The 13,602-nt window shown below is 69.3% G+C and carries 5 protein-coding genes and 1 tRNA gene; 2 read left to right on the top strand and 4 right to left on the bottom strand.

Features of this window, described 5'->3' with window-relative positions:
• Positions 1-55 precede the first annotated feature (55 nt).
• From EES42_RS27035 to EES42_RS27025, 3 genes are all read right to left on the bottom strand, one after another.
• Positions 56-2,824: a DNA translocase FtsK gene (locus tag EES42_RS27035; RefSeq protein ID WP_124720910.1), complete on the bottom strand. Its 2,769-nt coding sequence runs from the start codon at positions 2,822-2,824 to the stop codon at positions 56-58.
• Positions 2,825-3,087: 263 nt separating this feature from the next.
• Positions 3,088-3,762, bottom strand: a complete 675-nt coding sequence (locus EES42_RS27030) for a response regulator (protein WP_124720909.1) — start codon at positions 3,760-3,762, stop codon at positions 3,088-3,090.
• Positions 3,763-4,006: 244 nt separating this feature from the next.
• Positions 4,007-9,436 (bottom strand): HAMP domain-containing protein, encoded by a 5,430-nt coding sequence (locus EES42_RS27025; protein ID WP_124720908.1) that lies wholly within the window; start codon positions 9,434-9,436, stop codon positions 4,007-4,009.
• 401 nt (positions 9,437-9,837) lie between these two features.
• On the opposite strand from EES42_RS27025, the gene EES42_RS27020 reads away from it, so the two are divergent.
• Both EES42_RS27020 and EES42_RS27015 read left to right on the top strand, forming a co-directional pair.
• The gene (locus EES42_RS27020) at positions 9,838-12,483 is read left to right on the top strand and encodes a SpoIIE family protein phosphatase (protein WP_206433603.1); all 2,646 of its coding nucleotides are present in this window, start codon (positions 9,838-9,840) and stop codon (positions 12,481-12,483) included.
• A gap of 33 nt (positions 12,484-12,516) precedes the next feature.
• On the top strand, positions 12,517-13,296 hold the full coding sequence (locus EES42_RS27015; RefSeq protein ID WP_346775431.1) for a 2-phosphosulfolactate phosphatase: 780 nt from the start codon (positions 12,517-12,519) through the stop codon (positions 13,294-13,296).
• Between the two features lie 58 nt (positions 13,297-13,354).
• Here EES42_RS27015 and EES42_RS27010 read toward each other — a convergent pair.
• Positions 13,355-13,427: transfer RNA gene (locus EES42_RS27010), tRNA-Thr, on the bottom strand.
• Positions 13,428-13,602 lie beyond the last annotated feature (175 nt).

Genomic DNA, 13,602 nt, shown 5'->3' with positions numbered 1-13,602 from the left:
CGCCCCTTCCTCCAAGTTGACGTACGACCCGGCGAAACGGTTGCCCGTAACACCCTTACGAACCGGTTTCCCCGCGGATCAGAGCCAACACCCCGTCCAGTTCGTCGGGCTTCACCATGACGTCGCGCGCCTTGGATCCCTCGCTGGGTCCGACGATGTTCCTCGACTCCATCAGGTCCATCAGCCGGCCCGCCTTCGCGAAGCCGACCCGCAGCTTGCGCTGAAGCATCGAGGTGGACCCGAACTGGGTGGAGACGACCAGTTCGGCGGCCTGGCAGAGCAGATCCAGGTCGTCGCCGATGTCCTCGTCGATCTCCTTCTTCTTCGCGGTGCCGACCACCACGTCCTCGCGGAAGACCGGCGCCATCTGGTCCTTGCAGTGCTGGACGACGGCGGCGACCTCGTCCTCGGTGACGAAGGCGCCCTGCATTCGGGTGGGCTTGTTCGCACCCATCGGCAGGAACAGACCGTCACCCTTTCCGATGAGCTTCTCGGCGCCGGGCTGGTCGAGGATGACCCGGCTGTCGGCCAGGGACGAGGTCGCGAAGGCCAGCCGGGAGGGCACGTTCGCCTTGATCAGGCCGGTGACGACGTCGACCGAGGGCCGCTGGGTCGCGAGCACCAGGTGGATGCCGGCGGCGCGGGCCAACTGGGTGATGCGGACGATGGCGTCCTCCACGTCGCGCGGAGCCACCATCATCAGGTCGGCGAGCTCGTCGACGATCACCAGCAGATACGGGTAGGGCGAGAGCTCGCGCTCGCTGCCCTCCGGCGGCTTGACCTTGCCGTTGCGGACGGCCTGGTTGAAGTCGTCGATGTGCCGGTACCCGAACGCGGCGAGGTCGTCGTACCGCAGGTCCATCTCCCGCACGACCCACTGGAGTGCTTCGGCGGCACGTTTCGGGTTGGTGATGATCGGCGTGATCAGGTGCGGGATGCCCTCGTACGCGGTCAGCTCGACGCGCTTGGGGTCGACGAGCACCATGCGGACGTCGTCCGGGGTCGCCCGCACCATGACCGAGGTGATCAGGCAGTTGATGCACGACGACTTGCCGGAACCGGTCGCACCGGCCACCAGCACGTGCGGCATCTTCGCCAGGTTGGCCATCACATAGCCGCCCTCGACGTCCTTGCCGAGCGCGACCAGCATCGGGTGGTCGTCCTCGGCCGCGTCCGCGAGGCGCAGTACGTCGCCGAGGTTGACCATCTCCCGGTCGGTGTTGGGGATCTCGATGCCGACCGCGGACTTGCCCGGGATCGGGGAGATGATCCGGACGTCGGGGCTGGCAACGGCGTAGGCGATGTTCTTGGCGAGCGCGGTGATCCGCTCGACCTTCACCGCCGGGCCGAGCTCCACCTCGTACCGCGTGACCGTCGGACCTCGGGTGAAGCCGGTGACGGCGGCGTCGACCTTGAATTCGGTGAAGACATTGGTCAGGGCCGCGACGATCGCGTCGTTGGCTGCACTGCGGGTCTTGCCGGGGCCGCCGCGCTCCAGCAGGTCGAGCGAGGGCAGCGAGTAGGTGATGTCGCCGGAGAGCTGGAGCTGTTCGGCGCGGGCCGGCAGAGGCTGGGACTGCGAATCGGGCACCGGCTTCGTCAGATCGGGCACGCCGCCCGAGGGCGCCTGCTGCTTCCCTCCTCCGGAGGCGGGCTCGCCCTCCCTGGCGCCCGGCACCGGTGTGCCCTGGCGTTCGCGCTCGACGGAGACGCCCTGGGTGAGGTCGGCGACGATCGGCGAGGGCGGCATGCCGTTGAGCACCGCCCCGTCGAGTGCCGCGGCCGCGGCGGCCGCCACGTCCACCGCGTCCATGGTGCGGTTCGTCGCGGGCTGCACGGAGGGCCTGCGCGGCCGGCGGCGCTTGGAGAGCGCCTCGGCCTCGGCCTGCTCCGGGTCGTACTCGTCGGGCGCTTCGGAGCGGCGGGCCGGGGAGCGGCGGGAGCGCGCGGGAAGCTGCTCGCGCCACTGCTCCTCGTAGCGCTCGTCGTCGTTCTCCTCGTCCGCCTCGGGGTCGTACTCCGGGTGGAGAAGGCCCAGCTTGGTGCCGAGCAGCCGGAGCCGTTGCGGAATGGCGTTCACCGGGGTGGCGGTGACGACCAGCAGCCCGAAGACGGTGAGCAGCAACAGCAGCGGTACGGCGAGGACCTCGCCCATGGTGTAGATCAGCGGCTTGGAGGCGGCCCAGCCGATGAGCCCGCCCGCGTTCTGCATCGCCGTGGTGCCGTCCTCGCGGCCGGGCGATCCGCAGGCGATGTGGACCTGTCCGAGCACCCCGATGACGAGGGCGGAGAGCCCGATGACGATGCGTCCATTGGCCTCGGGCTTCTCCGGGTAGCGGATCAGCCGTACGGCGATGGCGCCGAGCAGTATCGGTACGAGCAGATCGAGCCGGCCGAAGGCCCCGGTGACGAGCATCTCCACGAGGTCGCCGACGGGCCCGCGCAGGTTCGACCAGGTGCCCGCGGCGACGACCAGCGCGAGGCCGAGCAGCAGCAGTGCGACGCCGTCCTTGCGGTGTGCGGGGTCGAGCCCCTTGGCGCCCCGCCCTATGCCGCGGAACGTCGCTCCGACGGCGTGGGCGGTGCCGAGCCAGACGGCGCGCGCCAGGCGGTACACACCACCGGTGGGCGACGGGGCGGGCTTGGGCGGGGCCGCCTTCTTCGCCGCGGTCTTCTTGGCGGGCGCCTTCTTGGCGGGCGCGGTCTTCTTCGCGGCGGTCTTTTTCGCGGGCGCGGCTTTCTTGGCCGGCCCCGCGGTACGGCCGACGCGCTTCGCGGTGCCCGCCGTGCCCTGGGAACCCTTGCCGGACGTACGTGAGGCCATGGTGCCGAGGTTACCGTTGTCGGCGGCTGTGAACACGTGCGACTGCTGCTTCACCCGACCGTGTCGCCCCACAGGGGCCGCAAACTGACGCCACCTCACCGCGAGTGCCCCGTTTCCGGCCGTGTACCGGCAGGCCGGAAGGGCCAGTTGGGCCCGAGCCCCGCACAACCACCCGTCCCCCGGCGGAAAGCCGCGCCCCGGACCGCCGCCGCCGGACCCGGTCCTCCCCCGATACGCGGACGCGGTGGATGTGGCGTGCGGCGTTACGAGGGAAGGCCGACGCTGCCGCTTCCGGTGCCGGGCTCCAGGGCGTCGAGCGCCCGGCGCAGCCCGGTGAGCTTCCGCTCCAGATGGGCGGCGGTCGCCACCGCCGCGGCGTCCGCCGACTCGTCGTCGAGCTGCTTGGAGAGCGCCTCCGCCTGCTCCTCGACGGCTGCCAGCCGGGCGGAGAGCTCGGCGAGCAGCCCGGCGGGCTCGCCCGCGTGGTCCGCGCCGCCCGGATCGCCCTCGATCTGGAGCCTCAGCAGCGCCGCCTGCTCGCGCAGCTTGCAGTTCTTCATGTACAGCTCGACGAAGACCGAGACCTTGGCGCGGAGCACCCATGGGTCGAACGGCTTCGAGATGTAGTCCACCGCGCCTGCCGCATAACCCCGGAAGGTGTGATGCGGGCCGTGGTTGATCGCGGTGAGAAAGATGATCGGGATGTCCCGGGTCCGTTCCCGCCGCTTGATGTGCGCGGCGGTTTCGAAACCGTCCATGCCCGGCATCTGGACGTCCAGCAGAATGACCGCGAAGTCGTCCGTGAGCAGCGCTTTGAGCGCTTCCTCCCCTGACGATGCCCGGACCAGTGTCTGATCGAGCGCAGAGAGGATGGCCTCCAGCGCCAGCAGATTCTCCGGCCGGTCATCGACCAGGAGGATCTTGGCCTTCTGCACCATGGCCCGTCCTCCTCGCCCCGGAATTGCACCGGGCGCCGCCCCAGGGGACGACTCCCTTACGCCGTCCGTCCTTGTGCCGGTCATGGTAGCCGTACCCCGCCCGTCGCCACACCCTGTCACCGCGATGTCACTGTGCACACAGCCGAAACGCGGTGGGGGACGAGAAGGTTCCCCGTGCAGAGCCTTCTCACACCCCTGCGAGCACAGTCGATCAGCAACTCGGCTGGATTCCCTCGATTAATGATCACTCTCCGCGCATCCACTGCTCCATTACGGAAAGAAGATGATCAGGATCGACAGGCTTGGTGACATAGTCGGAAGCACCGGATTCGATCGCCTTCTCCCGGTCGCCCTTCATCGCCTTCGCGGTCAGCGCGACGATCGGCAGCCCGGCGAACTGCGGCATCCTTCGGATCGCCGCCGTCGTGGCATAGCCGTCCATCTCCGGCATCATGATGTCCATCAGTACGACCGTCACATCGTCGTGCTGTTCCAGGACTTCGATGCCCACGCGTCCGTTCTCCGCGTACAGCACCGAAAGACCGTGCTGCTCCAGCACGCTGGTGAGCGCGAAGACGTTGCGGATGTCGTCGTCGACGATGAGCACCTTCTCGCCGCGGAACCGGAACGTCCTGCGGACCTCGGGCTCCTCCTGCCCGGCGAGCGTCCACGGCTCCGGCGGAGCCGCCGAGGCGGTGCTCCGGGGCGGCAGCGCGGGCCGCCGTTCCGCGCTCCCCAGGCTCTTGCGGCGACGCCGCATCAGCCCGGCCGCACCGCCCGCGTCCGGTGCCGCGGCAGCCGGGTCGGCACTCTGGCCGGCCGCCGGCAGCAGCCCCTCCTCGGCCGCGACACCGTGCCCCTCGATGGGACCGGGACCGATCTGCGGGTACCCCTGCGGCGGCAACTCGCTCGGGTGCAGCGGCAGATACAGCGTGAAGGTCGAGCCGCGGCCCGGCTCACTGGCCGCGTGGATCTCGCCGCCCAGCAGCCGGGCGATCTCCCGGCTGATGGACAGTCCGAGCCCCGTGCCGCCGTACTTGCGGCTGGTCGTACCGTCCGCCTGCTTGAACGCCTCGAAGATCACCAGCATCTTGCTGGAGGCGATCCCGATACCGGTGTCGGTGACCGAGAACGCGATCAGGTCGGCGTCCGCGTCACGCAGCGAGCCGGCCTCCAACAGCTGCTCACGGATGGCGTTCGGCACGTCCTCGTTGGCGTGCCGGATGACCAGCTCGACCGCCCCGCTGTCGGTGAACTTCACCGCGTTGGAGAGGAGATTGCGCAGCACCTGCAAGAGCCGCTGCTCGTCCGTGTGGAGCGTCGCGGGGAGTTCCGGCGAGACCCTGACGGAGAAATCGAGCCCCTTCTCCGCGGTGAGCGGACGGAATGTCGCCTCCACGTAGTCCACGAGCTGAACCAGTGCGATCCGGGTCGGGCTGACATCCATCTTGCCCGCCTCGACCTTCGTCAGATCGAGAATGTCATTGATCAGCTGGAGCAGGTCGGAACCGGCCCCGTGGATCGTCTCGGCGAATTCCACCTGCTTCGGCGAGAGATTACCCTCGGCATTGTCCGCGAGCAGCTTGGCCAGAATGAGCAGCGAGTTGAGCGGCGTACGCAACTCGTGCGACATGTTCGCCAGGAATTCCGACTTGTAGCGCATCGAGACGGCGAGCTGCTCGGCGCGCTCCTCCAGGACCTGCCGGGCCTCCTCGATCTCGGTGTTCTTGACCTCGATGTCGCGGTTCTGCTGGGCCAGCAGTTCGGCCTTCTCCTCCAGTTCCGCGTTGGAGGCCTGGAGCGCCTTCTGCCGGTTCTCCAACTCCTGTGAGCGGTCCCTCAATTGCTCGGCCAGCTCCTGCGACTGTTCGAGGAGCTTCTCGGTCTTCGTGTTGACGCTGATGGTGTTGACGCTCGTCGCGATCATTTCGGCGAGCTGGTTGAGGAAGTCCCGCTGAATGTGGGTGAACGGCTGGAACGACGCCAGCTCGATGACACCGAGCACCTTCCCCTCGAAAAGCACCGGCAGCACGATCACATGTGCGGGAGGCGCCTCACCGAGGCCGGAGGAGATCTTCAGATAGCCCGGCGGAACGTTGTCCACCTGAATGGTCCGCTTCTCCTCCGCGGCGGTCCCGATGAGCGTCTCGCCCGGCCGGAAGGAGGTCGGCATCGAACCCGCCGAGTATCCGTAGCTGCCCCGCATGCAGAGCTCGTACGAGTTGTCCTTGTCGCTGTCCTGGCCGACCGCGCCGGTGTCCCCGGTCGGCATGGCCAGGAAGAACGCGCCGTGCTGCGCGGAGACGACCGGGGTCAGCTCGCTCATGATCAGCGAGGCCACGTCGTCCAGATCGCGGCGTCCCTGCATCAGCCCGGAGATCCGGGCGAGGTTGCCCTTGAGCCAGTCCTGTTCCTTGTTGGTCGCCGTGGTGTCGCGGAGGTTGGCGATCATCGTGTTGATGTTGTCCTGCAGGGCCTGGATCTCGCCGGCCGCGTCCACATCGATCTTCAGGTTGAGGTCGCCGCGGGTCACCGCCGTGGCCACGGCCGCGATGGCCCGCACCTGGCGGGTGAGGTTCCCGGCCATCTCGTTCACCGACTCGGTGAGGTCGCGCCAGGTGCCGTCGACGTCCCGGACCCGGGCCTGACCGCCCAGCTGCCCCTCCGTACCCACCTCACGGGCCACCCGGGTCACCTGCTCGGCGAACGAGGACAGCTGGTCGACCATCGTGTTGATGGTGTTCTTCAGCTGCTGGATCTCACCGCGCGCGTCGATGTCGATCTTCTTGGTGAGGTCGCCCTTGGCGATCGCCGTGGTGACCGCGGCGATCTGGCGCACCTGGCCGGTCAGGTTGGACGCCATCGAGTTCACCGACTCGGTGAGGTCCTTCCACGTCCCCGAGACGCCCGGCACCCGTGCCTGGCCGCCCAGTTCGCCCTCCGTGCCCACCTCGCGGGCGACCCGCGTCACCTCGTCCGCGAACGAGGACAGCGTCGTCACCATGGTGTTGACGGTGTCCGCGAGCTCGGCGACCTCGCCGCGCGCCTCGACGGTGACCTTCTTCCTCAGGTCGCCGTTGGCGACCGCCGAGGAGACCCGGGAGATGTTCCGCACCTGACTGGTCAGGTTGTTGGCCATCAGGTTGACGTTGTCGCTGAGGTCCTTCCAGATGCCGGTCGCACCCGGCACCCGGGCCTGACCGCCGAGGATGCCCTCGGTACCCACCTCACGGGCGACCCGCGTCACCTCGTCCGCGAAGTTGAGCAGCTGGTCGACCATGGTGTTGACGGTCGTGACCAGTTCGAGGATCTCGCCCTTGGCGTCGACGGTGATCTTCTTGGAGAGATCGCCGTTGGCGACCGCGGTGGTGACCTCGGCGATGTTGCGGACCTGCATGGTCAGGTTGTTGGCCATGCCGTTGACGGACTGGGTGAGATCCTTCCAGGTACCGGACACCCCCTGCACCTCGGCCTGACCGCCGAGCATGCCCTCCGTACCCACCTCGCGGGCGACCCTGGTCACCTGCTCGGCGAAGTTCGAGAGCTGGTCGACCATCGTGTTGATGGTGTTCTTCAGCTCCAGGATCTCGCCCCGGGCATCCACATCGATCTTCTGCGACAGATCACCGCGCGCCACCGCCGTGGCGACCTGCGCGATGTTACGGACCTGAGCGGTCAGGTTGCCCGCCATCCCGTTCACCGAATCGGTCAGATCACGCCACACACCGGCCACGCCGGGCACCTGCGCCTGCCCGCCGAGCCGCCCGTCGGTACCGACCTCGCGGGCCACCCGGGTCACCTGCTCGGCGAAGGCGGAGAGCTGGTCCACCATCGTGTTGATGGTGTTCTTCAGCTCCAGGATCTCGCCCCGGGCATCCACATCGATCTTCTGCGACAGATCACCGCGCGCCACCGCCGTGGTCACCTGGGCGATCTGACGTACCTGCGAAGTCAGGTTCCCGGCCATGAAGTTGACGGAGTCGGTGAGCTCCTTCCAGGTGCCGGAGACGCCGTCCACCCGGGCCTGGCCGCCGAGCCGGCCCTCCGTACCCACGTCACGCGCCATCCGCGTCACCTGGTCGGCGAAGTTCGAGAGCTGCGCCACCATCGTGTTGACGGTGTTCTTCAGCTCCAGCATCTCGCCCGCGACGTCCACGGTGACCTTCTGCGACAGATCGCCGTTGGCCACCGCGGTCGTCACCTGCGCAATGTCCCGCACCTGCCCCGTGAGGTTGCGGAACGCCGCGTTCACCGAGTCGGTGAGGTCCTTCCACGTCCCCGCCGCGCCGGGCACCTCGGCCTGGCCGCCCAGCCGGCCCTCAAGACCGACCTCCCGGGCCACCCGGGTCACTTCCGAACCGAAGGACTGGAGCTGGTCCACCATCGTGTTGACGGTGTTCTTCAGCTCCAGCATCTCGCCGGCCACGTCCACGGTGACCTTCTGCGTCATGTCACCGTTGGCCACCGCCGTGGTCACCTGCGCGATGTCCCGCACCTGGGTCGTCAGGTTCCGGAAGACCGTGTTGACCGAGTCGGTGAGGTCCTTCCACGTCCCCGCCGCCCCCGGCACCTTCGCCTGCCCGCCGAGCAGACCCTCGCCACCGACCTCACTGGCCACCCGGGTCACTTCGTCCGCGAAGAGCCGCAGCGTGTCGGTCATCTGGTTGATGGTCTCGGCCAGTTGCGCGACCTCGCCGCGGGCGCTCACCGTGACCTTCTGGGACAGGTCGCCGTTGGCGACCGCCGTGGTCACCTCGGCGATCCCGCGCACCTGGGAAGTGAGGTTCCCGGCCATCGTGTTGACGGAGTCGGTGAGGTCCTTCCACACACCCGCCACGCCCGGAACGGTCGCCTGACCACCGAGCTCGCCCTCCGTCCCCACCTCGCGGGCGACCCGGGTCACCTCGGAGGAGAACGACGAGAGCTGGTCGACCATCGTGTTGACGGTGTTCTTCAGCTGGAGCATCTCGCCGGCCACATGGACGGTGACCTTCCGCGAGAGATCCCCCTTGGCGACCGCCGTCGTCACCAGGGCGATGTCGCGCACCTGCGCGGTCAGCCGGTACGCCATGGTGTTCACGGAGTCCGTGAGGTCCTTCCACGACCCGGACATCCCGCGCACCTGGGCCTGTCCGCCCAGTTTGCCCTCGGTACCCACCTCGACCGCGACCCGCGTCACCTGCTCGGTGAACGCCGACAGCTGGTCGACGAGGCTGTTGACCGTACGGGCGACCTTCAGGAACTCGCCGCGCAGCGGCCGTACCGTCTCGTCCGACGTGTGCGACCGCAGTTCCATCCGCTGTTCGAGATCACCGTCGGCCACCGCCGACAGCACCCGCCCGACCTCCGAGACCGGGCGGGCCAGATCGTCGACCAGCTCGTTGGAGGCGTCGATCGCGGCGGCCCAGGAGCCCTCGCAGGCGCCCGTCTCCAGCCGCTCGGTGAGCTTCCCCTCGCGTCCGACCATCCGCCGCACCCGGGCCAGCTCGCCGGTCAGATGCAGATTGCGGTCGGCGACCTCGTTGAAGACCGCCGCGATCTCCGCCATCACACCGTCGCCCGAGACGGTCAGACGCCTGCGGAAATTCCCGTCGCGCATCGCCACGAGACCCGCCAGCAGTCTGTTGAGCGCTGCCGCGTCGACATCGATGGTTCCATTGCGCTGTTTCTTCACGGACTGTCCGCCTTTTGTGCGCGTGCCTGTGCCCCGCGCCGCCACGCCAGACTCCACCGTGTCCCTCCCGCAGGGGTTGACCGTATCGCTCGGGCCTTATCTGGGAGCTTGCCCAGTTCTTCTTTGGCTCATCGCCACGGCCCACCGTCGACGGGTGACCATGGGGACGTCAAATCGTTGAAACGTACCAGGCCGGACGCAGCCGGGGTGCAACCTCCGATGGTTGTCCCGCATCCCTCCATCGGGATGGCCACACTTGTCCGGTCACAGGTCGGTTCCTGGCCGCTCCTGTCCGAAGTCGCCCCTCGTGTACCCGGCACACAGACCGAGCGTCTAGCCTGGCAGGCGAATCGAAGCGGCGAGAAACGGGCACAGGACTCGGGGAAGCGACGAGACACCACATGGGGAGTTCTGTGATCACCGCGCGCGCGGCCGCCACCTTCGACCCGGTCGGGCGCTCCGTCGCGACCGCCCGCGCCTTCGTCCGGGACACCCTCCAGGGGTGGGGCTACACGGACGTCGTCGACGACGCGGTCGTCCTCACCAGCGAGCTGGTGACCAACGCCGTGGTCCACGCGGGCACCGCCGCCGACGTGCTCTGTCTGCGCACGGAGGACGGCGTCCGGATCGAGGTCTCCGACCACTATCCGGAACGCGAAATCCCGCTCCAGAGCACCGGCCCGGACTTCGGCAGCCCCGACCGTGAGAACGGCCGCGGACTGCTGCTCTGCGCGGCACTCGCCACCCGGTGGGGCGTCGAGTACTCGCCCACCCGCAAGCATGTCTGGTTCCAGCTCGATCTTCCCGAACGCCCGGTGGGCATCCGCTCGGCGGGACCGCTGCTCCCCGTGGGGCTGCTCCCGGTCGCCGACGAGCGCGTCCGGGTGGCGGTCGTCCAGATCGACAGCTCCGGCGCCATCGCCGCCTGGAACGAGGACGCCGCGTTCCTCTTCGGCCACACCGCGGAACAGGTCACCGGCAAGCAGCTCACCGACTTCACGGCCTGGCCCCAGACCCCCGGCACCAACACGGGCATCGTCGACGCGCTCCAGCTCTCGCGCTGGGAGGGCAGCTACGGAATCCGCGGCGCCGACGGCCGGATCATCCCCGTCTACGCCTCGCATCTGAGGGTCCGCGACACCCACGGCGAACCCTCGACCGTCTGCCTGCTCGTCCGCGACTACGAACGCGCGGTGCTCCAGTCACCGGCCCGCACACCGGTGTCCGACACGAACGCCGAGAGCGGCAAGACCGACCCGTTCGAGATCTTCATCGGCTCCCCCGCCCCCGACGACCTCGACGGTCTGCTCCAGCGCACGGTCGAGCGGGCCCGCGACATGCTCGACGCCGACGCCGCCTTCCTCCTGCTGGCGACGGACGACGAAACGGAACTGGAGGTACGGGCCACCACCGGTCTGCCCTCCGCCCGCCAGCGTTTCGCCCGCGTCCCGGTGGAGGCCGGAACGGGACGGTACGGATCCGCCCGGATGCCCGCCGTCCACGAGGACCTGGACAATGTGCCGGGCGCCGTCCCGCTGCTCGGCGGCACCGGGATGCGTTCCGTCGTCACCGTCCCGCTGAAGGTCGAGGGGCGGCTCACGGGCTCCCTGGGCGTCGCCGCCGAGGCTGCCGGCCGCTACTCGAACGAGGAGGCCCTGCGCCTGCAGTTCGCCGCGGACCGGATCGCGCTCGCGGTCGAATCGGCCCGGCTGGGCGAGCTGGAACGGCTCCGCCGCGGCTCCCTGTCCTTCCTCGTCGAGGCCTCCGACCTGCTCGCCGGCACCCTCGACCGGGACCAGACCCTGGCGTTGATGGCCCAGATGACGGTTCCCACCCTGGCCACCTGGTGCGCCGTGTACACGATCGCCGACCAGGCGTCCGAGCCGTACCTCTCCTATGTACTGCACGAGGACGAGGAGCGCATCGACGGCCTCAAGGCCCTGCTCTCCAAGATCGCGCCACCGGACCCGGTGCCGACCCCCGGAGCACGCGTCTGGGCTGCCCCGTCCGAGGCCGCCCACCAGGCGGCCCTGCGCACGTCCATGCGCACCCTCGGCCTCGGTGAGACCGGCCGGCTCGGCGAACCGGGCAGGCTCGGCCCCGGAATCCGTACGACGCTGGCCACCGCGGCCGCCGTGGGCGGGGAGACGGTGGTCCTGCCGCTCGTGGCCCGCAACCGCGTCATCGGCATGCTCACGCTCGGGAAGCCCTCCGACGACCACTTCCGCCAGGAGATCCTGGAACTGGCCGAGGACCTCTCCCGTCGTGCCGCGTTGGCCCTCGACAACGCGCGCCTCTACTCGGAGCGCATGGCGATCAGCCAGTCCCTGCAGCGCAGCCTGCTGCCGCCGGGGCTGCCCGAGGTCCCCAATGTCGAGATCGAGGTCATCTACCGCGCGGCCGGCGAGGGAAACGAGGTCGGCGGCGACTTCTACGACGTCTTCCCGATCCGTGACGGCGCCTACGGGTTCGCCATCGGCGACGTATGCGGTACGGGTCCGGAGGCGGCGGCGGTCACGGGTCTCGCCCGCCACGCCCTGCGCCTCCTGGCCCGCGAGGGCTTCGGCGGCCCCGCCGTCCTGGAGCGCCTCAACGCCGCCATCCTCGACGAGGGCGCCCGCAGCCGCTTCCTGACCCTCCTGTACGGCGAGCTGTGGCCCCAGGAGGACGGCAGCGCACTCCTCAAGGTGGTCTGCGCGGGCCATCCGCTGCCGCTGCGCCTGCACCAGGACGGCTCGGTCGAAGCGGCGGCCGAGCCGCAGCCCCTGCTGGGCGTGATCGAGGACCTCGAACTGTACGAGCAGATGGTCACGCTCGCCCCGGGCGATGTCCTGCTGTGTGTCACCGACGGCATCACGGAACGCCGGGAGGGCACCCGCATGCTCGGCGACGACGGCCTGGCGGACGTCCTGGCGACCTGCACCGGCCTCACGGCGGGTGCGGTGGCGGCACGCATCCTGCGGGCCGTGGAACGCTTCGCCGCCGAGCCGGCCTCGGACGACATGGCCATCCTCGCCATGCGCGTCCCGGAACCGCCCGCCGCCTAGTACACCGACGCCCCCGTGGCCGGGGGCAGTTGGGTGCCTGCCATCGTCATCGCCATGGACGACGACTGGTATCTGCAGGCAGGCAGTGGTGCACGGTTCGACTGGGGCCCCACGGGCGCCGAGCGGCTCTCGTCGGCGGTCGCGTGTCTGGTGGTGATCGACGTGCTGTCGTTCACCACCTCGGTGACGGTGGCCGTGGAGTCCGGCACCCGGGTCTTCCCGTACGCCTGGCGTGACGCCTCGGCAGCGGCCTTCGCGGACCGCGTGGACGCCCGGCTGGCCGTGGGACGGCGCATGGCCACACCCGCATCCCCCTGGTCGCTGTCTCCGTCGGCGCTGAGAGACGCGCCTTTCACTCCACGGCTGGTCCTGCCTTTTCCCAACGGCTCGTCGATCGCCGCCGCGGCCGGTGGCTCGACGGTCGTCGCGGGCTGTCTGCGCAACGCGACCGCGGTGGGCCGTTGGCTCGCCCGCAATGGTTACGGAACACCCGCCCGCCCGGTTGCCGTGATCGCCTCGGGCGAGCGCTGGCCGGACGGCAGCCTGCGCCCCGCCCTGGAGGACCTGCTGGGCGCGGGAGCCGTTCTCTCGGCGCTCAGCAAGCATCGTGGCGGTCCCCTGTCGCCCGAGGCGGCCACAGCGGCCGCGTGCTTCGAGACGACGCCGGATGTCGTCGCCACAGTGACCGCCGGCGCATCCGGGCAGGAGCTCGTCTCAGGTGGCTTTCCCGAAGACGTACGCATCGCAACGCAGTTGGACGCCTCCGACACGGTGCCGGTCCTCACCAACGGAGCGTTCACGGCAGCCGGATGACTTCCGCACCAAACAGGAAAGGCCCCCGCCAGTGGCGGGGGCCTTTCCTGTTCTTCGGAGCCCCAATGCGGAATCGAACCGCAGACCTTCTCCTTACCATGGAGACGCTCTACCGACTGAGCTATTGGGGCGCGCTGCGCTGTGCAACGAGATAAAGCATACCCCGAACTCCGGGATGCTCAAAACCACTGGTCGCAGCCGACTCTGACGGGCTCTCACCGGCCTCGCACCACCTCTCACACGGTGATGCCTGAGCTTCCCGGACGAGACCGGGCCGGCCCGTGCCCGTCGTCGCCAGCCGCCCGT

Source organism: Streptomyces sp. ADI95-17 (assembly GCF_003846175.1).
GTDB classification, from domain to species: Bacteria; Actinomycetota; Actinomycetes; order Streptomycetales; family Streptomycetaceae; genus Streptomyces; species Streptomyces sanglieri.
This window is presented reverse-complemented; position numbering and strand designations above follow the sequence as displayed.

Coding starts and splice junctions, on each gene's coding strand:
- EES42_RS27035 (WP_124720910.1), bottom strand. CDS start 2,824: ATGGCCTCACGTACGTCCGGCAAGGGTTCCCAGGGCACGGCGGGCACC.
- EES42_RS27020 (WP_206433603.1), top strand. CDS start 9,838: ATGGGGAGTTCTGTGATCACCGCGCGCGCGGCCGCCACCTTCGACCCG.
- EES42_RS27030 (WP_124720909.1), bottom strand. CDS start 3,762: ATGGTGCAGAAGGCCAAGATCCTCCTGGTCGATGACCGGCCGGAGAAT.